The organism is Streptomyces sp. NBC_00322, assembly GCF_036147535.1.
Classification (GTDB): domain Bacteria; phylum Actinomycetota; class Actinomycetes; order Streptomycetales; family Streptomycetaceae; genus Streptomyces.
In genome coordinates this window covers 7,547,315-7,568,572 of sequence record NZ_CP108019.1, presented here as the reverse complement: position 1 = coordinate 7,568,572, position 21,258 = coordinate 7,547,315, and the positions used below count along the sequence as shown (strand labels likewise).

Genomic DNA, 21,258 nt, shown 5'->3' with positions numbered 1-21,258 from the left:
CGCTCAAAGCGGTGAACTCTGCTACGCGAGACCGTATTTGGGCGCACAATCTCACGTTGACCGCGGGCGGAGGCGGGACTCAGTCAAGCCGCCGGCGCGACCTCGATGATGGTCTTCGTGGCCTGCTCGATCTGCTGATCCGTCAGGTCTGCCCGCGCCGTGAGCCGGAGCCTGGAGATACCGTCCGGCACCGACGGAGGGCGGAAGCAGCCGACCACAAGCCCAGCGGCACGGCAGTCCGCGGCCCAGCGCAGAGCCGCCTCGGGCGACGGAGCCTGTACGGAGACGACAGCGGCGTCGGGGCGTGCGGCGGTGAGTCCCGCGTCCGTGAGCCGCCGGTGCAGCATCGCGGCGACGGTGCGGGCCCGGTCCGCCAGCGCCGGTTCGCGGCGCAGCAGCCGCAGGCTCGCCAGGGCCGCTCCCGCTGCCGCGGGAGCCAGGCCGGTGTCGAAGATGAACGTACGGGCCGCGTTGACCAGATGGTCGATCACCCGGGCCGGGCCGAGGACCGCTCCGCCCTGACTGCCCAGGGACTTGGAGAGAGTGAGGGTTGCGACGACGCCGTCGGCGCCCGCGATGCCCGCGGCGCTCAGGGCCCCCCGGCCTCCCTCGCCCAGTACGCCGAGCCCGTGCGCATCATCGACGAGCAGGGCAGCTCCGTACTCACCGCAGGCCTCCGCCAGGCCGGCCAACGGTGCGGCGTCGCCGTCCACCGAGAAGACCGCGTCGCTGACCACGAGTGCCCGCTGCCCCGGATGCGCCTCAAGCGTCTTGCGTACGGCGTCGACGTCCGCGTGGGGGACGACCGCGGTCTCCGCGCGCGAGAGCCGACAGCCGTCGACGATCGAGGCGTGGTTGCCCGCGTCGGAGACGATCAGCGAGCCGAGGCCGCTCAGCGCGGTCACGGCGGCGAGGTTGGCGGCATAGCCCGAAGAGAACACCAGGGCCGCCTCGAAGCCGCAGAAGGCGGCCAGCTCCCGCTCAAGATCGGCGTGGAGGGCCGTACTGCCCGTGACGAGCCGGGAGCCGGTCGCCCCCGCGCCCCAGCGGCCGGCCGCCTCGGCCGCGGCGCCGGTGATCTCCGGGTGCCGGGTGAGGCCCAGATAGTCGTTGCTGGCGAGATCCAGCAGCTCGGACTCGGCAGTGCGCGGCCGGAGCGTACGGACGAGACCCGCGCGCTCGCGGCGGCGCGACTCGTCGTCGATCCAGGCGAAAGGATCCTGGTGCATGGTGGTCCGGTCCTTTTGTAGGCAGCGCACAGACCCTAACCGGGGTCACTAGAGGAGCGGATGTGGCCATGCACACACCTCAAACATGCTCTGTTGTGGAGTTCCTCCTTGGCCCTGGCGCATGCCGTACGTAAGGATCAGCGCCATGGACCTGCTGACCACGCTGGTGGACAAGGGGCTGCGGCGCGAGCTGCCGACCCGTGAAGAAGCGCTCGCCGTGCTGGCGACCTCCGACGACGATGTGCTCGAAGTGGTGGCCGCGGCCGGCAAGGTGCGCCGCCAGTGGTTCGGGCGACGGGTGAAGCTGAACTATCTCGTCAACCTGAAGTCGGGGCTCTGCCCCGAGGACTGCTCGTACTGCTCGCAGCGGCTCGGCTCCAAGGCCGAGATCCTCAAGTACACCTGGCTGAAGCCGGACGAGGCCTCGCAGGCGGCGGCCGCCGGTGTCGCGGGGGGCGCCAAGCGGGTCTGCCTGGTGGCCAGCGGCCGCGGTCCGACGGACCGGGATGTCGACCGGGTCTCGAAGACCATCGAGGCGATCAAGGAGCAGAACGAGGGCGTCGAGGTCTGCGCCTGTCTCGGACTGCTCTCGGGCGGACAGGCAGAGCGGCTGCGGGCCTCCGGCGCCGACGCGTACAACCACAACCTCAATACGTCCGAGGGGACATACGGGGACATCACGACCACGCACACCTACGCCGACCGCGTGGACACCGTGCATCAGGCGCAGGCCGCCGGGCTCTCCGCCTGCTCCGGGCTGATCGCGGGCATGGGCGAGAGCGACGAGGACCTGGTCGATGTCGTCTTCGCGCTGCGCGAGCTCGACCCGGACTCGGTGCCGGTCAACTTCCTGATCCCCTTCGAGGGCACCCCGCTGGCGAAGGAGTGGAACCTCACCCCTCAGCGCTGCCTGCGGATTCTTGCCATGGTGCGGTTCGTCTGCCCCGACGTGGAGGTAAGGATCGCGGGCGGCCGCGAGGTGCATCTGCGCTCGATGCAGCCGCTCGCGCTGAACCTGGCCAACTCGATCTTCCTCGGCGACTACCTGACCAGCGAGGGCCAGGCGGGCAAGGCCGACCTCGACATGATCGCGGACGCGGGCTTCGAGGTGGAGGGCACGGACACGACGACGCTGCCGGAGCACCGTGCGGACGCCTTGGCCGGGGGCGGCTGCGGTTCCCACTCCGGCTCCGGCGGCTGCGGACCGTGCGGTGACGGCGAGCCCGCCGCGGCCGAGGCGCCCGTCGCCGAGGTTCCCGCGGCGCGCACGGATCTGGTGGCCGTACGCCGCCGTGGAGCGGGCACGGATCTCGCGCCCAATGCCTGAGTCCGGGTACAGCCCCGGCGAGCTGCTCGACCTGGACCGGGCACACGTCTGGCATCCGTACGGCCCGATGCCGGGCCGTACGGATCCGCTGATCGTGGAGTCCGCGTCCGGAGTACGGTTGCGGCTCGCCGAACCGGTCCACGGACAGCGCGAGTTGATCGACGGCATGTCGTCCTGGTGGTCGGCGATCCACGGCTACAACCACCCGGTCCTCAACAAGGCCGTGCACGACCAGCTGGGGCGGATGAGCCATGTGATGTTCGGCGGGCTCACCCACGAGCCCGCCGTCCGGCTGGCCGCGAAGCTGGTCGAGATCACGCCCGAGCCGCTGCGGCACGTCTTCCTGTGCGACTCGGGCTCGGTTTCGGTCGAGGTCGCGGTGAAGATGTGCCTGCAGTACTGGCGCTCGGTGGGGCGGCCGCAGAAGCAGCGGCTGCTGACCTGGCGCGGCGGTTACCACGGGGACACCTGGCAGCCGATGTCGGTGTGCGACCCCGAGGGCGGGATGCACGAGCTGTGGTCGGGGGTGCTGCCGCGGCAGATCTTCGTGGGTGCGCCGCCGGCGGAGTTCGAGGAGTCGTACGCGCAGCAGCTGCGCGAGGCCGTCGCGCGGCACGCGGACGAGCTGGCCGCGGTGATCGTGGAGCCGGTGGTGCAGGGTGCGGGTGGGATGCGGTTCCACTCGCCCTCGTATCTGCGGGTGCTGCGGGAGGCGTGCGACGAGCACGGGGTGCTGCTGGTCTTCGACGAGATCGCGACGGGATTCGGCCGTACGGGCAGTCTGTTCGCCGCCGAGCAGGCCGGGGTCTCGCCCGATGTGATGTGCCTGGGCAAGGCGCTGACCGGCGGCTACCTGTCGATGGCGGCGACGCTGTGTACGACACGGGTGGCCGAGGGCATCTCGCGCGGCGAGGTGCCCGTGCTGGCGCACGGCCCGACGTTCATGGGCAATCCGCTGGCGTCTGCGGTGGCGTGCGCCTCGATCGATCTGCTGCTCGCGCAGGACTGGCAGCAGGAGATCAAACGCCTGGAGGCGGGCCTGCGGGACGGCCTCGCGGCGGCGGCAGGGCTGCCCGGTGTACGGGATGTCCGCGTGCTGGGCGGGATCGGCGTCGTGCAGCTGGACCACGAGGTGAACATGGCGGCGGCGACTGAAGCCGCGGTGCGGGAGGGGGTCTGGCTGAGGCCGTTCCGGGATCTCATCTACACGATGCCGCCGTATGTGACGGGCGACGAGGACCTCGGGCGCGTGTGCGGTGCGGTGCTCGCGGCGGCGGCCGCGGGCTGAGGCTGACGCCCACGCCCGGGCGCGCCGGCTTCGCAGCGCGGACGCGCACTCGCGGCGGGGTTCGCTTCGGCATCTTCGCGGGGCGCACAGGCGGCGGGGCGCCGGAACCCGGCGCGGAGTGATGGCTTCGCGCCGCGCGGCACGGCGCGCGCTCCTGGCTCGCGGCGTGGCGCCGGGAGGCGTCACGGAGCGCCTGGCTCGCGACACAAGGCGGCGCGGGCAGACTGGCACGCGGCGCAGGCCGGGGTCGGGGCCCCGCCGTACAACCGAAACAGAGAGGCAGCGCACAGCCATGGCAGTCATCGTCGTCACCGGGACCGGGACCGAGGTCGGGAAGACCGTCGTCACCGCCGCCGTCGCCGCGGCGTTTCGGGCGCACGGTCGGTCCGTCGCCGTGGTGAAGCCCGCGCAGACCGGGATTGCCGTCGGGGAAGACGGCGATGTCGCGGAGGTGGTCCGGCTCGGCGGAGACGTGGTCGGGGTCGAGCTTGCGCGGTTTCCCGAGCCGCTCGCTCCCGCCACCGCCGCGCGGCGGGCCCAGATGGCGGCCGTGCGGCCCGCGGACGTGGTCGAGGCCGTGGAGAAGCTCGCCGCCGAGCATGACCTCGTACTCGTCGAGGGGGCCGGCGGCCTCCTTGTGCGTCTCGACGAGGACGGGGCGACCCTCGCCGATGTCGCCCGGCTGCTGGCCGCGCCCGTGCTCGTCGTCGTGGCGGCCGGGCTCGGCACCCTCAACTCGACCGCACTGACCGCGGAGGCCCTGCGCGCACGGGAGTTGGAGCAGCTGGGTGTGGTCGTCGGGAGCTGGCCCGACGAGCCGGAGCTGGCCGAGCGGTGCAATCTCACGGACCTGCCCGAGGCCGCCGGGGCGCCGCTGCTCGGGGCCGTGCCTCAGGGAGCGGGCGCGCTGGCGCCCGCCGAGTTCCGTGCCCGCGCGGGGAGTTGGCTCGCGCCACGGCTCGGCGGCGTGTGGGACGCGGAGGCGTTCACCGCGGCCGTACGCTGATCCGCATGCGAGCCCGTATCGAGGAGATCGTCTTCGACTGCCACGACCCCGCCGGCCTGGTGCGTTTCTGGGCCGCCCTGCTCGGCGGCGACCCGGTCGACCGGAGCGAGGACTGGTCGTACATCGATCCGCCCGGCTTCGTACGCGTCGCCTTCCAGCGCGTGCCGGAGGGCAAGTCGGCCAAGAACCGGCTCCATCTCGATCTCGACGCGGGCGATGTCGACGCGGCCGCCGACGAGGCGGTCGCGCTCGGCGCCGTACGGCTGGGACCGGCCATCACCGACGAGTACGGCCGCTTCCAGGTGCTGAGGGATCCCGAGGGCAACGAGTTCTGCTTCGTCTGACCGGGGGGACAATGGCGGTGAGTGCAACCGCCGTCCCGAGGAGGCCCGCCATGCCCCGGAGCAGCTCCAAAGTGCCACAGGACGCAGTTCACCATCCTCTCTTCGCCCGTTTCTACGCCAGGTTCAGCGTGGCGGCCGACAAGAGCGCGGGGATCGTGGCCTTCCGCGAGGAGCTGCTGTCCGGTCTCTCCGGCCGGGTCATCGAGATCGGCGCGGGCAACGGTCTGAACTTTGCGCACTACCCGGCGGCCGTCTCCGAGGTCGTGGCACTGGAACCCGAGCGCAGGCTGCGGCACTTGGCGACGCAGGCAGCCCGGCGCTCCGAGGTCCCGGTGGACGTGGTGCCGGGTGCGGCCGAGGCGCTGCCGGTCAAGAGCGAGGCTTTCGACGCGGCCGTGGCATCGCTGGTGCTGTGTTCCGTACGGGATCTGCCGCGCGCACTCGGCGAGATCAAGCGGGTCCTGCGGCCGGGCGGAGAGCTGCGGTTCTTCGAGCACGGCCTGGCCGAGACGAAGGGCATGGCCAGAACGCAGCGCGCGCTGGACCGCACCGTCTGGCCGCTGCTGTTCGGCGGGTGTCACACCGCGCGGGACACGATCGCCGCGATCGAGGCGGCGGGCTTCGAACTCGGTATGTACCGCAGGCTGCAGATCCCCGAACGGGGCCTGCGGCTGCCGTCGTCGTCGTGTGTGCTGGGCGTGGCGCGACGTCCGTTCGTCAGCGACCCGCACGGGTGATCAGTGGGTCCACTGCCGCAGCTCGTCGGCGATGGTCCGCAGGTCGGCCTTGCCCTCCTTGACCAGCCGTGCCAGATCCCGTACCTGGACGGGTGATGTGGCGACCTTCAGTCCGCAGGCGACGAGATAGCCGTAGGCGACGGCGGAGGCGAACATCGCGTTGGAGTGCTCCAGCGCCGGTACATGGAGGAGCAGCTGAAGCAGGGAGGCGGCACGGGCGTGCGGATCGCTGTAGACGGGGATGCCGAATATCTCCGCCTCGTGGCGGCTGACGGCGGCGACGAGCGCGCCCCAGTCGGTGACCTGGGGGTCGCCGGGGGTCTTGTGCTCGGCGACCATGAGCAGCCAGGCGAGGTCGATCGAGAGGCTCATACGGTACGCGGCCGCTTCGGCGTCGTCGTCCGGTTCACCGCCGGCCCTTGCCCTGTTCCTTGCCGTGCCCGGTGCCGTGCTCCGTGCCGAACTCCTCGGCGAACACGGACTCGTACTGCTTCATGAAGTCCGACGCCGCCTCGACGAAGGTGCGTCCCACCTCGCCCGCGTCCTGCTTGACGAGTTCCTCGATATAGCGGTTCACACTCATCCCGCGCTGCATCGCCCGCCGGCGCGCGGCCTCCGCGGTCGTCTCGTCCACTCTCACGTTCAGCTGAGTCTTCGCCACGCCATCAAGCTAGCGCGCCGACGCTAGCATCGACAAGAGAGCCGTCGCGTGTCCCTTACATCCACCCCGAGGACCGGACCTAGGATGGATGCCGACTCGCCCGTGCGCGCTCTACCCTCGCCTCCTGTACGGGAGCCGGAGCGGCCACGACCCGGGAGGCGGCCTTGTCCACACCTGCCACTGCACCCACCTACGAGCAAGCCGCGGATGTGCCGCTCGCGGCCCGGGCGCGGGCTCTGACCAAGGCGTACGGCACCGGCGAGACGACCGTACGCGCCCTGGACGCCGTCGATGTCGACATCGCGCGCGGGCGGTTCACCGCGGTCATGGGGCCCTCCGGCTCGGGCAAGTCCACACTGATGCACTGCCTCGCCGGTCTCGACACGGTCTCCGCCGGGCAGGTCTGGCTCGGCGACACGGAGATCACCGGACTCAAGGAACGCGAGCTGACCCGGCTCCGGCGGGACCGGATCGGCTTCATGTTCCAGGCGTTCAACCTGCTGCCCACCCTGACCGCCGCCGAGAACATCACGCTCCCGATGGACATCGCCGGACGCAAACCCGACCGCGAGTGGGTGGAGCAGGTCATCGACACGCTCGGGCTGCGCGACCGCCTGAAGCACCGGCCGTCGGAGCTGTCCGGCGGACAGCAGCAGCGCGTGGCCTGTGCCCGCGCGCTGGCTTCCCGACCCGAGCTGATCTTCGCGGACGAGCCGACCGGAAATCTCGACTCGCGCGCCGGGGCGGAGGTACTCGCGTTCCTGCGCGAGGCCGTCGACCGGCTGGAGCAGACGGTGGTGATGGTGACGCACGACCCGGGCGCCGCCGCCCACTCGGACCTGGTGCTGTTCCTCGCGGACGGAAGGATCGTCGACGTCATGCCGGACCCGACAGCAGAGGCGGTACTGGAACGCATGAAGCGCTTCGACGCCCTGCGCAAGAGCTGAGGACACTGTGCTCAAGGCAACGCTGCGGAGCTTCTTCGCACACAAGGGCCGACTGCTGCTCTCGGCGCTCGCCGTACTCCTGTCCGTGGCCTTCGTCAGCGGCAGTCTGATCTTCTCGGACACCGTCTCGCGCACCTTCGACCGGCTCTTCGCCTCCACGGCGGCGGATGTCACGATCTCGCCGAAGGAGGGCATCAGCGAGAGCGTGCCGACCGGAGTCGTACGGACGGTGCCCGCCTCGCTCGCGGACCGCGTCGCCTCGGTCAACGGCGTCAAAGCCACCCATGTCGAGGCCGCCGTACAGAACATCACGGTCGTCGACGACAAGAACGAGGCCGTCGGGCCCACGACCGGCGCACCCACCATCGCCACCGTCTGGCGGGTCTCCGATCGCAGCCCGGTGAAGCTGACCAGCGGTCACGAGCCGAAGGGGCCGGGCGAGGCGCTGCTCGACAAGGACACCGCCGACAAGAAGAACCTGGGCATCGGGGACTCGCTCACCGTTCTCGCGCAGCCCGGATCCTTCAAGGTCCGGATCGTCGGGATCGCGACCTTCACCACCACCAACCCCGGTGCCGCGCTCGTCTTCCTGGACGGTCCGACCGCCCAGACCAAGCTGCTCGGCCGGACCGGTGTCGCCACCTCGGTGTCGGTCGACGCGGCCGACGGGGTGAGCGATGCGAGCCTCAAGCAGCGGATCGCCGCCGAGCTGGGTGGTACGTACGAACTGAAGACGGCCGACGAGCAGGCCGAGTCGGCCGCCGCTCAACTGGGCCCGTTCCTCGATGTCATCAAGTACGTGATGCTCGGCTTCGCGGGCGTCGCCGTCCTCGTCGGCGTCTTCCTGATCGTCAACACCTTCTCGATGCTGATCGCCCAGCGCACCCGCGAGCTGGGGCTGTTGCGGGCGCTCGGCGCCGACCGCCGCCAGGTGCGCAATTCCGTCCTCGCCGAGGCGCTGCTGCTGGGTCTGGTCGGCTCCACGCTGGGACTGGCCGCCGGTATCGGGCTCGCGGCCGGGCTGATCGAGCTGATGGGGCTGCTCGGGATGAATCTCAGCGCCGCCGAGATGGTGGTGGGGGTGGCGACTCCGGTATCGGCGTATGTGGTCGGGCTCGGCGTCACCTTCGTGGCCGCGTATCTGCCGGCCAGGCGGGCAGCCCGGGTGTCCCCCATGGCCGCGCTCTCGGATGCGGAAGTGGCAGGAGTGGGACGGCCGTTGAGGATCCGGGCGATCGCCGGGGCCGTCGTCGGCGCGGCCGGTGCGGCCGCGCTGGCCGGATGCGCGGTGAGCGAGAAGACCTCGTCGGCGGCCTCGCTGCTGGGACTCGGAGTGGTGCTGACGCTGATCGCGACAGTGGTGGCGGGACCGCTGCTGGTGCGCCCGGTGATCCGCGTGCTCGGCGGGTCCTTCCCCAAGCTGTTCGGCTCGGTCGGCCGGATGAGCCAGCGCAACGCGCTGCGCAATCCGCGGCGTACGGGCGCCACCGCGGCCGCCCTCATGGTGGGCCTGGCACTGGTCGGCGGTCTCTCGATCGCCAGCGCCTCGATGACCAAGTCCTTCGACAACCAGATCGACAAGACGCTGGGCGCGGACTTCGTTATCCAGAACGCCAACTTCATGCCGTTCCCGCAGGAGATCACCGAGAAGGTGAAGGACGTCGACAGCGCGGGCACCGTCGTGCGGCAGCGCTTCGCGCCCCTCGCGCTCAACATGCCCGACGGCAAGCGGGTGGAGTCGACGGCTTCGGGCTACGACCCGCAGCTGGACCAGGCCGCACACATCACCTACGCGAGCGGGAACACGGCGGCCGCGCTGGCGCCGGGCAGCATCGCGATGGACCGCGGTTTCGCCGAGGACCACAAGGTGCGCATCGGCTCGGTCCTGCCGGCCGAGTTCGCCGGCGGGCAGAAGGCCCGGCTCACGGTCGGGGCACTGACGAACATGGACCAGAGCGGCGGGCCCGGGATGCAGGGCGGCCTGTTCATGGGGCTGAGCACCGTCGAGAAGTATCTGCCGGGCGGGCAGGAGGCCGTGCTGTACGTCAACGCCGCGAGCGGCAGCGACGTCAAGGACCTGCGCAAGGCGCTGGAGACGACTCTCGACCGGTATCCGCAGGTGCAGGTACGCGACCAGGCCGACTACAAGGAGCTGATCCGCCAGCAGATCGCCGTGATGCTCTATCTCGTGTACGCGCTGCTGGGGCTCGCGATCGTCATCGCAGTGCTCGGCGTGGTCAACACCCTTGCCCTGTCGGTCGTCGAGCGGACCCGGGAAATCGGACTGCTGCGTGCCATCGGTCTCTCGCGGATCCAACTGCGGCGCATGATCCGGCTTGAGTCCGTCGTGATCGCGGTCTTCGGGGCACTGCTGGGGCTGGCGCTGGGCATGGTCTGGGGTGTGGCGGTGCAGCAGGTGCTGGCGCTGGAGGGGCTGAAAGCCTTCGCGGTGCCGTGGGGCACGGTCATCGCGGTGGTCGTGGGCTCGGTGATCGTGGGGCTGGCGGCGGCGGTGCTCCCGGCGCTGCGCGCCTCGCGGATGAACGTGCTGGCCGCCATCGCACACGAATAGCCGTCCGCGGGAGGCGAGTTCATGGCCGGGCCGTCGCCTTTGCGTAGCAGCCCTTCGCAACGTGGGAAGTCGGTGGCGGGCCCACACCTGACCGTGTTTGGCTGCGGGCCATGATCGACGTGCACATACGCCCCGCCACGGCGGACGAGGCGGAGAACGTCCTCGCCTTCTGGAAGGAAGCGGCCGAGGGTACGAGCATCACGGACGACGTGGAGGGGGTGACCCGCCTGATCGAGCGCGACCCGGAAGCGCTGATCCTGGCCGAGTCCGGCGGGCTGCTGGTGGGCTCGGTGATCGCGGGCTACGACGGGTGGCGGTGCTCGCTCTACCGCCTCGCCGTGCGTCCTTCGCACCGCAGGCAGGGGGTCTCGACGGCGCTGCTCGATGCGGCCGAGCGACGCTTCCTGGCCGTCGGCGGCAGGCGCGGCGACGCCATGGTGCTGGAGGCCAACGAGCGGGCCCAGCGTGCGTGGGCCTCGGCCGGGTACCACCGCGAGGACCACTGGCGCCGCTGGGTGAAGCCCTTTCCCGCTGCGTAGTGGCTCCATTCGCCGCGGCACCCAGCCCTTTGCCCGTCCTTTACCATAGGTGGACCAGTCACTCCCCCGTACGAAAGGTGTGAGCGTCCGCCCATGGGCGAGCCTCCCAGTAGCCGACATCGAGCAATCCTCCTGCCCCTACCCGATCATGGGACGGAGGTGACCCGATGACCGAAGTGCTCCTGCTCGTCGTGGCGGTGCTGCTCTCGCTCGCCTGTGGCGGCTTCGTCGCGGCGGAGTTCTCCCTCACCACCGTCGAGCGCGGGGACCTCGAAGCGGCCGTCGAGCGCGGTGAGCGCGGGGCGGCGAGCGCCCTCAAGGCCGTACGCAGCCTCACCTTCCAGCTCTCCGGCGCCCAGCTCGGCATCACCGTCACCAATCTGGTCGTCGGCATGCTGTCCGAACCCTCGATCGCGAAGCTGATCCGCGGCCCGATGGAGGCGCTCGGGCTCTCCCCCTCGGCGGCCTCGTCGACCGCCCTGGTCATCGGTACCGGGCTGTCGACGATCGTGCTGATGGTCGTCGGCGAGCTGGTCCCCAAGAACTGGGCGATCTCCTCGCCGCTGGCCGTGGCGAAGGTGGTGGCGCCGCCGCAGCGGGTCTTCACCGCCGCCTTCAAGCCCTTCATCAGCCATCTCAACAACACGGCCAATCGCATCCTGCGCCGGCTCGGCCTGGAGCCGACCGAGGAGCTGGCCTCCGCCCGCAGCCCCCAGGAACTGGTCGCCCTCGCCCGCCACTCCGCCAAGGAGGGCGCGCTGGAGGCGGACACCGCCGAGCTGTTCGTCCGCACGCTCAAGCTGGCCGAGCTCACCGCGGAGAACGTGATGACCCCGCGGGTCCAGGTCACCGCCCTCGACGTACAGGCCACCGCCGAGGACGTCGCCAACGCCACGCGCGCGACCGGCCTGTCCCGCTTCCCCGTCTACCAGGGCAGCCTGGACTCCGTCGTCGGCATCGCCCACATCAAGGACGTCCTCGCCGTCCCCGCCGCGCGCCGTCCCCGCCACCGCGTCTCCGAGCTGCTGCGCGAGCCCCTGCTCGTACCCGAGACGCTGACCGTGGACCGGCTGCTCGACCGGCTGTCCGGCAAGAACACCATGGCCGTCGTCATCGACGAGTACGGCGGTACGGCCGGCGTGGTGACGCTGGAGGACATCGTGGAGGAGGTCGTCGGCGAGGTGCGCGACGAGCACGATCCGCACGAGACTCCGGACCTGGCCCCGGCGGGCGAGGACGCCGACGGGCGCTCGCTCTGGTCGGCGGACGGTGCGGCGCGGACCGACCAGCTGGAGCGGGTCGGACTGCGGGTGCCCGACGGCCCCTACGAGACGCTCGCCGGCCTCATCGCCACCGCCCTGGGGCGCATCCCCGCCGAAGGCGACCGGATCGAGCTGGCGGACTGGCGGCTCGATGTGGTGGACGCGTCCGGTCGGCGGGCGGCCCGGGTGCTGATGCACGCACCGCTCCCCTCGGACGACGACACCGAGGAGGCCGGACGATGATCGCGGTCCAGCTCCTCATCGGCCTGCTGACCCTGGTGGTCAACGCCTTCTTCGTCGGCGCGGAGTTCGCCATGATCTCCGTACGCCGCAGTCAGATCGAGCCGGCGGCGGAAGCCGGGAACCGCAGTGCGCGCAGCGTCCTGTGGGGCTTGGAGCACGTCTCGGCACTGCTTGCCGCCGCTCAACTCGGCATCACGCTGTGCACTCTGGTGCTCGGCATCGTCGCCGAGCCCGCCATCGCGCATCTGCTCGAGCCGGTGTTCGACGCGTTGGGTGTCGCGCACGGCCTGATCCACCCGATCTCGTTCGTGATCGCGCTGTCGCTCGCGACGTATCTGCACATGCTGCTCGGCGAGATGGTGCCGAAGAACATCGCGCTGGCCGACCCCGCGCGCAGTGCGCTGCTGCTCGGCCCGCCGCTGGTCACGCTGGCGCGGGCGCTGCGGCCGGTGATCTTCATGGTCAACGCCCTCGCCAACGGGCTGCTGAAACTGCTGCGGGTGGAGACCAGGGACGAGGTGGCCGCGACCTACTCGGACGACGAGCTGGCGCGGCTGGTGCGGGACGCGGGTGACGCCGGTCTGCTCGACGACCGCTCGGCCGAGCGCCTGCGCGACGCCCTGGAGCTGGGGCGCCGACCGGTGCGCGATGTCGTGATGCCGGTCGAGAGGGTGGTGTACGCGCAGGCCGGGACGACGCCCGAGCAGCTGGAGATGCTGTCGGCCGAGTCCGGGTTCTCCCGCTTCCCGGTGGTGGACTCGGGCAGCGGGATCCTCGGCTATCTCCATGTGAAGGACGCGCTGGACGCGGCTCCGCGCGATGTGCCGTTCCCCGTCACCGCCCTGCGCCCGATCGCCCGGGTGCGGGCGGCGACGCCGCTCGACGACGTACTGACCGCGATGCGGCGCAGCCGTACACATCTGGCGGCCGTGCTGGACGAGGACGGCACACCGGAGGGCCTTGTGACGATGGAGGACGTGTTGCGGGAGCTGGTGGGCAGGCCCCGCTAGCTCGTCCCGGTTGCGGGTGCCGGGGTTGGCGCGATGGCGGCCCGTTCCGTGGTCTCGGTGAGACCCGGGCCGGGCCGTCCGGCTTTGGCCGCGCCGATCGCGGTGAGTACGGCGAGGAAGGTGGCCAGACCGGCGGTGGCGAGTGCGGCCTGCCAGTCGACGTCGAAGAGGTTCGTCGCGCCGGCTGTCAGGACGGCGACCAGGGACTGGGCGAAGGTGCGCACGGCGCGCTCCGCGGTGGCTTTCCAGAAATCTGCGGTGAACATGCTCTGGACATACTGCGGAACGCGCCGTACCGACAGACCCGGCGGCAGAACTGGAGCGCCGTAGCCCTGGAGCGCCGGTAAGCCGGGAGCGCCCGTATGCCTACAGCGCGGTTGCCTACAGCGCCGTCGCCGCCAGCCAGGCGTCGAGAGCGGCACGGTCGCCGCCGATGGCGAAGCGGGCGTCGTCCGTACGGTGGCGTCCGTACACGAGCAGCAGCAGATCGCCCGCCGTCGCCTCGACTCCGGCGGCGGCTTCCTCGGCGCTCTTCGTCCAGGAGTAGCCGCCGTCCCCGAAGCCGATCGTCCAGGCGGCACCGGTGTCCGTGGCCGTCAGCCGGACCGAGCCTCTCGCGAGGGCGGCGACCGGCTCGGCGATCCACGAGTAGTACGGGAGGTTCTCCAGGAACTCCTCGATGCCGTCGGCGGCCGTGCCCGCTGCGATACGCGGTTCCACGCCCAGCGCGAGTTCGGCGTCGGCGAGATGGACGACGGCCTCGAAGAGCAGGCGCCGCGGGAAGAAACGCACCCGCTGATCGGCTCCGTGGGACCACATCGGCGTATCCGGGTCGACGGCGCGCAGCGTCCTGAGCGTGGCTTCGGCGCTGCGGGCGAGCCACTGCGGATACGCCCTGGGATCGTCGGGGAGTTCGAGGGGGACGTCCCGCGACCAGACGCGCTCGGCGGCCCGGGTCCGCACGAGATGTTCCATCCATCGATGCGTGGCGCCGTGGTGCTTGACGAGATCGGCGAAGGTCCAGCCGGGGCAGGTGGGAACGGGCGTGGCAGGGTCCACGTCCCGTACGGTCTCGACGAACCGGCGCTCCAGATGCTCGACCGAGTCGCAGTACAGCTCGTGCTCGTCGTCGTCGAGACCGAAACTCTCGGGGATCCGCAGCAGATCGTCGCGCCAGGCTCCGTCGGGCTCACGGGCGGCCGCCCGGCGGATCAGCGCGGAGAGAGCCCGGCGGTCCCTGGGCGAGAGGCGCCCGAGCAGATAGCCGGTGTTCTCCAGCCATTTCACCGCGATGTCGGGGTCCAGGACATCGTCGTCACAGGTGTCGATCGTGGTCACCAGATCGGCCAGCGCCTCGGCCAGCGCGTTCAGTAGCGCGTCACTCACAGAGCTCCCCTCCCGGTACGGAACCGACGGACCTTACCGCGCGGTACGATCACTCCGCCATGGAGATGAATGCTAATTACACTAGTTTTGTCGCGGTCGGCGATTCCTTTACCGAAGGCATGTCCGACCTTCTGCCGGACGGCTCCTACCGCGGCTGGGCAGATCTGCTCGCGGGCCGAATGGCCGCGCGCACTCCGGGATTCCGCTACGCGAATCTCGCCGTCCGCGGAAAGCTCATCGGCCAGATCGTCGACGAGCAGGTGGACGTGGCGGCCGCCATGCAGGCCGATGTGGTCACGCTGGTGGGCGGGCTCAATGACACCCTGCGGCCCAAGTGCGACATGGGCAGGGTGCGCGGGCTCCTGGAGGAGGCCGTGGAGAAGCTGACGCCGTCCTGCCGTCAGCTGGTCCTGATGCGCAGCCCCGGCCGCAACGGTCCGGTGATGGAACGCTTCCGCCCCCGCATGGAGGAGCTGTTCGGTTACGTCGACGAACTGGCCGCCCGGCACGGCGCCCTGGTGGTGGACCTGTACGGCTCCGAAGTGCTCGGCGACCAGCGGATGTGGGACGTGGACCGGCTGCATCTGACGGCCGAGGGGCACCGGCGCGTCGCCGAGGCGGTCTGGCAGACCCTCGGGCACGACGCGGAGGAGGACTGGCGAGCGCTGCTTCCGGCCGCGGTGCGGCCGGGCTGGGCGGTGCGGCGGGTCGGCGACCTGCGGTTCGCACGCCAGTATCTGGGTCCGTGGGTCGGGCGACGGCTGACGGGGCGATCATCGGGCGACGGCCTTCCGGCGAAGCGGCCCGAGCTGCTGCCGTACGAGAATCCGCGTTCGTAGTAAGCCACAAACCGGACCGGGGCGCTGGCCTGCGCAAACCGCCAGTAGAATCCGTACACGTGACAGCCAAGCCCCGCATCCCCAATGTCCTGGCCGGCCGCTACGCCTCCGCGGAGCTGGCCGTCCTGTGGTCCCCCGAGCAGAAGGTGAAGCTGGAGCGTCAGCTCTGGCTCGCGGTGCTGCGCGCCCAGAAGGACCTCGGCATCGAGGTGCCCGAGGCCGCCGTCGCCGACTACGAGCGGGTGCTCGACCAGGTCGACCTGGCATCGATCGCCGAGCGCGAGAAGGTCACCCGCCACGATGTGAAGGCGCGCATCGAGGAGTTCAACGCGCTGGCGGGCCACGAGCAGGTCCACAAGGGCATGACGTCCCGTGATCTGACCGAGAACGTCGAGCAGCTGCAGATCCGGCTCTCGCTGGAGCTGATGCGGGACCGCACGGTCGCGGTTCTCGCCCGGCTCGGCAAGCTCTCCGGCGAGTACGCCGAGCTGGTGATGGCCGGACGCTCGCACAATGTCGCCGCGCAGGCCACGACCCTGGGCAAGCGCTTCGCGACCGCGGCCGACGAGCTGCTCGTGGCGTACGGACGCCTCGAAGATCTGCTGGGCCGCTACCCGCTGCGCGGCATCAAGGGCCCGGTGGGCACCGCGCAGGACATGCTCGACCTCCTCGGCGGCGATGCCGCGAAGCTCGCCGAGCTCGAGCAGCGCATCGCCGGGCATCTGGGCTTCGCGCACGCCTTCACCTCGGTCGGTCAGGTCTACCCCCGTTCGCTCGACTACGACGTGGTCTCCGCGCTGGTGCAGCTGGCCGCCGCGCCGTCCTCTGTCGCCAAGACGATCCGGCTGATGGCCGGTCACGAGCTGGTCACCGAGGGCTTCAAGCCCGGCCAGGTCGGCTCCTCCGCGATGCCGCACAAGATGAACACCCGCTCCTGCGAGCGCGTCAACGGCCTGATGGTCATCCTGCGCGGCTATGCCTCGATGACCGGCGAGCTGGCGGGCGACCAGTGGAACGAGGGCGATGTCTCCTGCTCCGTGGTGCGCCGGGTCGCGCTTCCGGACGCGTTCTTCGCCTTCGACGGTCTCCTGGAGACCTTCCTGACCGTGCTCGACGAGTTCGGCGCCTTCCCCGCCGTCGTCGCCCGCGAGCTGGACCGCTACCTCCCCTTCCTCGCCACCACCAAGGTGCTGATGGGTGCCGTACGGGCCGGGGTCGGCCGTGAGCTCGCGCACGAGGCCATCAAGGAGAACGCTGTCGCGTCGGCGCTGGCGATGCGGGAGCAGGGCGCCGAGCGCAATGAGCTGCTCGACAAGCTGGCGGCGGACGAGCGAATTCCGCTGGACCGGGCGCAGTTGGACGCTCTGATGGCCGACAAGCTGTCGTTCACGGGCGCGGCGGCCGACCAGGTGACGGCCGTGGTCTCCCGGATCGAGGAAATCGCCAAGCAGCACCCGGAGGCCGCCGGTTACACCCCGGGGTCGATCCTCTGACCCCCGAGGAGCTGGATGCCGCCCGCGATCGCATCGTTGCGGATGTGGTCGCGGGCGGGCTTTCCGTACTGTTCTGCGGCATCAACCCGGGCTTGATGACCGCGGCAACGGGCCATCACTTCGCCCGGCCCGGCAACCGCTTCTGGCCGGTGCTGCATCTGTCGGGCTTCACACCACGGCAGTTCAAGCCCGCCGAGCAGGAAGAACTGCTCGGGCATCGACTGGGCATCACCAATGTGGTGGCCAGGGCGACGGCTCGCGCCGACGAACTGAGCGACGAGGAGTTCCGCGAGGGCGGGCGGCTCCTGACGGCCAAGGTCGAGCGGCTGCGTCCACGATGGCTGGCGGTCGTCGGCGTCACCGCGTACCGCACGGCCTTCGGCGAGAAGAAGGCCAGGATCGGGCCTCAGGAGCGCACGATAGGCGAGACGAGGATCTGGGCGCTGCCCAATCCGAGCGGGCTCAACGCACACTGGACAGCGCAGACGATGGCCGAGGAATTCGGGCGGCTGCGAAGGGCCGCGGAAGTGGACGGTTCCCAGCAGGACGGTTCGACGCAAGCCGGTTCGCTCGGGGACGGCTCTTTCTAGAGCGGGTCTATCTCGGTGACCACGGCCAGCAGCTGGAACCTGGACAGTCCGACCGCTATCCACCGGTCCTCGATCCGCCACAGATGCAGCCATTCCATCTGCACGCTGAGCCTGCGCCACGGGTCGGGCACCTCTTCGTCCCTCTCGACGCGCAGCCGCGTACTGGCAAGGCTGAACAGGTCGGGCTCGCCCCAGCGTCGTTCGAGGATGTTCAGCAGGGCGCCGTGCTCCTCCGCACGCTGGTCGGCCGCCGCGTCCCCGCCCTCGTCATCGTCCGCTCCGTCGCCGAACTGCCCGTTCAGCTCCGCGATGTGAAATCCGGGGCCTTCCGAGCCGACGTCCGACGGGCCGGGCTCCACGGGGAACTCCCGGGAGCGCAGCAAGTCGATCGTGTCGAGGTGCTGTGCCGTGGTCATGCCCCCAGTAAACCGGCCCGCACTGACATTTGGCTGTCCGTCAGGCATCCCGGCGGCACAGGGCCCACCGCCACGCGCCTCAGGATTGCTCGCCGCCTTCGCGGCCAGCGAGTACGATCCGGGCACACACGCGCTCGAGCTGGGAGGACACACGGTGGGGCGGCTGACCGGCGGAGACCCGTCGCTGCTGCGGCGGATCAACTCCGCGGTGGTACTCCATGCACTGCGGGGCGCTGACTCCCCCACGCTCACGGACCTGACCCGGATCACCGGTCTGTCCCGGCCGACCGTCGAGGGCGTGATCGAGGGGCTCATCGAGGGCGGGCTCGTCGTCGAGAGCATCCCCGAGGAGGGCGGTACCCGCCGTCAGGGGCGCCCCGCCCGGCGGTTCAGGTTCCGTGCCGAGGCCGGTCATCTGCTGGGTGTCGAGATCGGGGCCCACCGGATCGCCGCACTGCTTTCCGGCCTGGACGGGCGGATCATCGGCGCCGGATCCAGGGAGGTCTCGGAGACGGCCTCGGCGGACGAGCGTCTGGAGCGGGTGCGGCAGGTCGTCGCCGACGTCCTGCGCAGGACCGGCGTCGCCCGCAGCAGCCTGCGGGCCGTCGGGGTCGGCTCCCCCGGCATCGTGGAGGCAGACGGAACCGTACGACTCGGGACCGCGCTGCCCGGCTGGACCGGTCTGGCGCTCGGCGAGCGGCTGCGCAGGTCGTTCCGCTGCCCCGTGCTGGTCGAGAACGACGCCAACGCCGCCGCGGTGGCCGAGCATTGGAAGGGCGCGGCGACCGAGTCCGACGACATCGTCTTCGTACTGGCCGGGCTCAGCCCGGGTGCGGGGTCGCTGATCGGCGGACGGCTGCACCGCGGTTTCGGGGGCGCGGCGGGCGAGATCGGGGCGCTGCATCTGCTCGGCCGCGAAGTGACTCCCGAGAAGCTGCTGTCGACGACCGACGAGCCGCTGCATCCGCTGGACGAGCAGGCGGTCGCCGATGTCTTCGCCCACGCCAAGCAGGGTGATCCGAGAGCGCAGGAGGCCGTCGAGCGGTTCATCCAGCGACTGGTTCACGATGTGGCGGCGCTGGTGCTGGCGCTCGACCCGGAGCTGGTGGTCATCGGCGGCTGGGCCGCGGGACTCGACGGCGTACTCGATCCGCTGCGCGACGAGCTGTCCCGGTACTGTCTGCGCCCGCCGCGGGTGGCTCTGTCGCTGCTCGGCGAGGCGGCCGTGGCGACCGGTGCGCTGCGTCTGGCGCTCGACCATGTCGAGGAGCAGTTGTTCGCCATCGAGGGAACAGTGACGGCCCGCCGCTGACCGCGAGTTCGGTGCGACGGGCCGTACGAGCCCTGTGTAGCGCGAAGGGCGAGACTCAGGAGGCGCGGCGCTCCTGGTCGTCGTGGCTGATCTCCAGATCGCCGGAGTCCCCGAAGGTCAGCCGGCAGGTGTCGGCGCGGTAGGTGGCCACCGAGACGGCGGCGGTCCTGCCCTCGGAGAAGTAGCGCGTGGTGACGATCAGGACGGGCGCGCCCGGCAACCGGTCGAGCTCCTTGGCATCGTCGGCGCGGGCCGAGCCCAGCTCCACCGCGCGGTCCTGCCCCTCGAACTCGAGGCGCTGGAGCTCACGCAGTACGGCGCGGGCCCGCGCGGGGCCGGACGGAGCGTCGATCGCCGACAGTTCGGGCACGGCGGAGGCCGGGATGTACAGGAGCTCGGCGGCGACCGACTGACCGTGGGAGACGCGCAGTCTGCGGACGGAGTGCGTCTGTTCGTCGGTCTCGGTCTCCAGCAGTCGCGCGACCGCGGCCGGCGGGACGACCGTCTGGCAGTCGACGGACTGCCAGGCGTCCTGCCCGGTGCCCGGCCAGGCCTGCTCGGTGGTGGAGACGTCGACGCCCATGCGAGGCGGCGCGACGGTGGTGCCGACTCCGCGACGGCGCTGCAACCGGCCTTCCAGCTCCAGCTGTTCGAGCGCCTGACGGAGTGTGGCGCGGGCGACTCCGAAGCGAGCGGCGAGATCTCGCTCGTTGGGCAGGATCTCCCCCACCGAGAAGTCGGAGTCGAGTGCTTCGCCGATCACGGTCTTGAGGTGCCAGTACTTAGGTTCCGGCACCGATTCGAGCTGCGTGGTCCCCACCCTGATCCTCCGCAATCGCCGTTCCAGCGGCGGCTATTCCGCGCCCTTGTTTATTAAAGGTTCCTGCACTAACTCTGCGACCATAGGACGGTACAACTACTTGGTCAAGACCAATCCTGCGGCCGTTACGCAGCGGAACCAGCCGGATTCGCAGAGCGTTCACAGGACGTTCGTACCGCGTGACACACCCGCAGCAACAGACCCCGTGGCCGGATCTGGACACGGGGTCTGACGTGCGAAAGGACGCTCTACTCCGGGGTCAGCGAGGTGAGCTTGTCGGGGTTGCGGATGATGTAGACGCACTGGATCCGACCGTCCAACACCTCCACCTGGAAGACGGTGTCCGGATTTCCCGCGGAGAGCACGAGGAGCGCGGGCGCACCATTGAGCTCGATGAAGCGGAGGTCCATCTCCGGGATCGGCTGCTTCACCACGGCGAACAGGAAGCGTCCGACCTTGTCGGCGCTCTCCATGACCCGCAGCGGCGCCTTGGCCTTGCCGCCGCTGTCGCCCACCAGGCGCACGTCCGGTGCCAGCAGGCTCAGCAGCGACTCCAGGTCACCGCCGGAGGCGGCGGCCAGGAAGCGCTCGGTGAGGTCGCGGCGTTCGGTGGGGTCGACGTCATAGCGGGGCTTGCGCTCCTCGACGTGGCGGCGGGCCCGGCCCGCGAGCTGCCGAACGGCTGCCTCGGACCGGTCGAGGGTGGTTGCGATCTCCGCGTACGGGAATCCGAAAGCCTCGCGCAGCACGAACACCGCGCGCTCCAGCGGCGACAGCGCCTCCAGCACGACCAGGACGGCGAGGCTGACGGATTCGGCGAGTACGGTCTGCTCGGCGGTGTCGGGGACGGTGTACCCGAAGTCGGTGGCGAGCGGTTCGGGCAGCCAGGGGCCGACATACGCCTCGCGCCGCGACTGGGCCTGGCGCAGCCGGTCGATGGCGAGGCGGGTGGTGATCCGTACGAGGTAGCCGCGCGGCTCGCGGACCTCGCTGCGGTCCGCGGCCGACCAGCGCAGCCAGGCCTCCTGCACCACGTCCTCGGCGTCGGCCACCCGGCCGAGCATCCGGTAGGCCACGCCGGTCAGGACGGGCCGGTGCTCTTCGAAGACGTCTGTCACGGTGTCGGTTGCCACACCTCTATCCCAACCGACCGCGCTGTGCCTGTCCAGCCGGTCGGGGTGCGGTGCGCGACACAGCGTGCGGCCGCGTAGGCTCGCCCCCTTGAACTGGAAGCTAC

Annotated in this window: 22 protein-coding genes; 14 read left to right on the top strand and 8 right to left on the bottom strand. The window is 70.7% G+C overall.

The features are described 5' to 3' along the window. Positions 1-83: 83 nt before the first annotated feature. Entirely contained in the window at positions 84-1,229 is a 1,146-nt protein-coding gene (locus tag OG905_RS34590) for an 8-amino-7-oxononanoate synthase (protein ID WP_328680546.1), read from the bottom strand. Positions 1,230-1,374: 145 nt separating this feature from the next. On the opposite strand from OG905_RS34590, the gene bioB reads away from it, so the two are divergent. The 5 genes from bioB (at position 1,375) to OG905_RS34565 (ending at position 5,931) form a co-directional block, all read left to right on the top strand. Next, positions 1,375-2,556, top strand: coding sequence for a biotin synthase BioB (gene bioB, locus OG905_RS34585; protein ID WP_328680544.1), 1,182 nt, complete (start codon positions 1,375-1,377; stop codon positions 2,554-2,556). After that, entirely contained in the window at positions 2,549-3,844 is a 1,296-nt protein-coding gene (locus OG905_RS34580) for an adenosylmethionine--8-amino-7-oxononanoate transaminase (RefSeq protein ID WP_328680542.1), read from the top strand. The genes bioB and OG905_RS34580 overlap by 8 nt, the downstream gene beginning before the upstream one ends. A gap of 292 nt (positions 3,845-4,136) precedes the next feature. Next, the gene (bioD, locus tag OG905_RS34575; protein ID WP_328680540.1) at positions 4,137-4,850 is read left to right on the top strand and encodes a dethiobiotin synthase; all 714 of its coding nucleotides are present in this window, start codon (positions 4,137-4,139) and stop codon (positions 4,848-4,850) included. A 5-nt stretch (positions 4,851-4,855) separates the two neighbouring features. Further along, positions 4,856-5,194: a VOC family protein gene (locus OG905_RS34570; RefSeq protein WP_328680539.1), complete on the top strand. Its 339-nt coding sequence runs from the start codon at positions 4,856-4,858 to the stop codon at positions 5,192-5,194. A gap of 50 nt (positions 5,195-5,244) precedes the next feature. Further along, on the top strand, positions 5,245-5,931 hold the full coding sequence (locus tag OG905_RS34565) for a class I SAM-dependent methyltransferase (protein WP_328680538.1): 687 nt from the start codon (positions 5,245-5,247) through the stop codon (positions 5,929-5,931). Here the strand turns inward: OG905_RS34565 and OG905_RS34560 are convergent, their stop codons facing one another. After that, positions 5,932-6,303 (bottom strand): fic family toxin-antitoxin system, toxin component, encoded by a 372-nt coding sequence (locus OG905_RS34560; protein ID WP_328680537.1) that lies wholly within the window; start codon positions 6,301-6,303, stop codon positions 5,932-5,934. Positions 6,304-6,337: 34 nt separating this feature from the next. Further along, on the bottom strand, positions 6,338-6,592 hold the full coding sequence (locus OG905_RS34555) for an antitoxin (protein WP_328680536.1): 255 nt from the start codon (positions 6,590-6,592) through the stop codon (positions 6,338-6,340). A 164-nt stretch (positions 6,593-6,756) separates the two neighbouring features. Between OG905_RS34555 and OG905_RS34550 the strand changes: the two genes are divergently transcribed. The 5 genes from OG905_RS34550 to OG905_RS34530 all read left to right on the top strand — a co-directional run bounded on the left by OG905_RS34550 (position 6,757) and on the right by OG905_RS34530 (position 13,165). After that, positions 6,757-7,539, top strand: coding sequence for an ABC transporter ATP-binding protein (locus OG905_RS34550; RefSeq protein ID WP_324989572.1), 783 nt, complete (start codon positions 6,757-6,759; stop codon positions 7,537-7,539). A gap of 7 nt (positions 7,540-7,546) precedes the next feature. Beyond that, a complete protein-coding gene (locus tag OG905_RS34545) occupies positions 7,547-10,111 on the top strand; it encodes an ABC transporter permease (RefSeq protein ID WP_328680534.1) in 2,565 nt (854 codons plus the stop codon). A gap of 110 nt (positions 10,112-10,221) precedes the next feature. Continuing rightward, complete coding sequence (locus OG905_RS34540) at positions 10,222-10,650, top strand: GNAT family N-acetyltransferase (RefSeq protein WP_328680532.1); 429 nt, start codon at positions 10,222-10,224, stop codon at positions 10,648-10,650. Positions 10,651-10,817: 167 nt separating this feature from the next. Beyond that, positions 10,818-12,155: a hemolysin family protein gene (locus OG905_RS34535; RefSeq protein WP_328680531.1), complete on the top strand. Its 1,338-nt coding sequence runs from the start codon at positions 10,818-10,820 to the stop codon at positions 12,153-12,155. After that, positions 12,152-13,165, top strand: a complete 1,014-nt coding sequence (locus OG905_RS34530) for a hemolysin family protein (protein ID WP_328680530.1) — start codon at positions 12,152-12,154, stop codon at positions 13,163-13,165. Before OG905_RS34535 ends, OG905_RS34530 begins: the two co-directional genes overlap by 4 nt. Here OG905_RS34530 and OG905_RS34525 read toward each other — a convergent pair. After that, the gene (locus tag OG905_RS34525) at positions 13,162-13,431 is read right to left on the bottom strand and encodes a holin (RefSeq protein WP_328680528.1); all 270 of its coding nucleotides are present in this window, start codon (positions 13,429-13,431) and stop codon (positions 13,162-13,164) included. The genes OG905_RS34530 and OG905_RS34525 overlap by 4 nt on opposite strands. 115 nt (positions 13,432-13,546) lie before the next feature. Beyond that, positions 13,547-14,551: a maleylpyruvate isomerase family mycothiol-dependent enzyme gene (locus tag OG905_RS34520; protein WP_328680527.1), complete on the bottom strand. Its 1,005-nt coding sequence runs from the start codon at positions 14,549-14,551 to the stop codon at positions 13,547-13,549. A gap of 59 nt (positions 14,552-14,610) precedes the next feature. Here OG905_RS34520 and OG905_RS34515 point away from each other — a divergent pair, with 59 nt between their 5' ends. Genes OG905_RS34515 through mug form a run of 3 tightly spaced genes read left to right on the top strand, consistent with a single transcriptional unit; the run spans position 14,611 to position 17,473 of the window. Then, entirely contained in the window at positions 14,611-15,390 is a 780-nt protein-coding gene (locus tag OG905_RS34515) for an SGNH/GDSL hydrolase family protein (RefSeq protein WP_328680525.1), read from the top strand. Positions 15,391-15,449: 59 nt separating this feature from the next. Next, positions 15,450-16,883: an adenylosuccinate lyase gene (gene purB, locus OG905_RS34510; protein ID WP_328680523.1), complete on the top strand. Its 1,434-nt coding sequence runs from the start codon at positions 15,450-15,452 to the stop codon at positions 16,881-16,883. After that, positions 16,880-17,473, top strand: a complete 594-nt coding sequence (mug, locus tag OG905_RS34505) for a G/U mismatch-specific DNA glycosylase (protein ID WP_328682757.1) — start codon at positions 16,880-16,882, stop codon at positions 17,471-17,473. Before purB ends, mug begins: the two co-directional genes overlap by 4 nt. Here the strand turns inward: mug and OG905_RS34500 are convergent. Further along, on the bottom strand, positions 17,470-17,889 hold the full coding sequence (locus OG905_RS34500) for a hypothetical protein (RefSeq protein ID WP_328680522.1): 420 nt from the start codon (positions 17,887-17,889) through the stop codon (positions 17,470-17,472). The genes mug and OG905_RS34500 overlap by 4 nt on opposite strands. A 154-nt stretch (positions 17,890-18,043) precedes the next feature. Between OG905_RS34500 and OG905_RS34495 the strand changes: the two genes are divergently transcribed. Then, on the top strand, positions 18,044-19,201 hold the full coding sequence (locus OG905_RS34495; RefSeq protein WP_328680521.1) for an ROK family transcriptional regulator: 1,158 nt from the start codon (positions 18,044-18,046) through the stop codon (positions 19,199-19,201). A gap of 55 nt (positions 19,202-19,256) precedes the next feature. On the opposite strand, the gene OG905_RS34490 is transcribed toward OG905_RS34495, so the two are convergent. Together OG905_RS34490 and OG905_RS34485 are read right to left on the bottom strand one after the other, a co-directional pair. Beyond that, on the bottom strand, positions 19,257-20,021 hold the full coding sequence (locus OG905_RS34490) for a GntR family transcriptional regulator (protein WP_328680520.1): 765 nt from the start codon (positions 20,019-20,021) through the stop codon (positions 19,257-19,259). 248 nt (positions 20,022-20,269) lie between these two features. Next, the gene (locus OG905_RS34485) at positions 20,270-21,154 is read right to left on the bottom strand and encodes an RNA polymerase sigma-70 factor (RefSeq protein WP_328680519.1); all 885 of its coding nucleotides are present in this window, start codon (positions 21,152-21,154) and stop codon (positions 20,270-20,272) included. Positions 21,155-21,258: the final 104 nt, after the last annotated feature.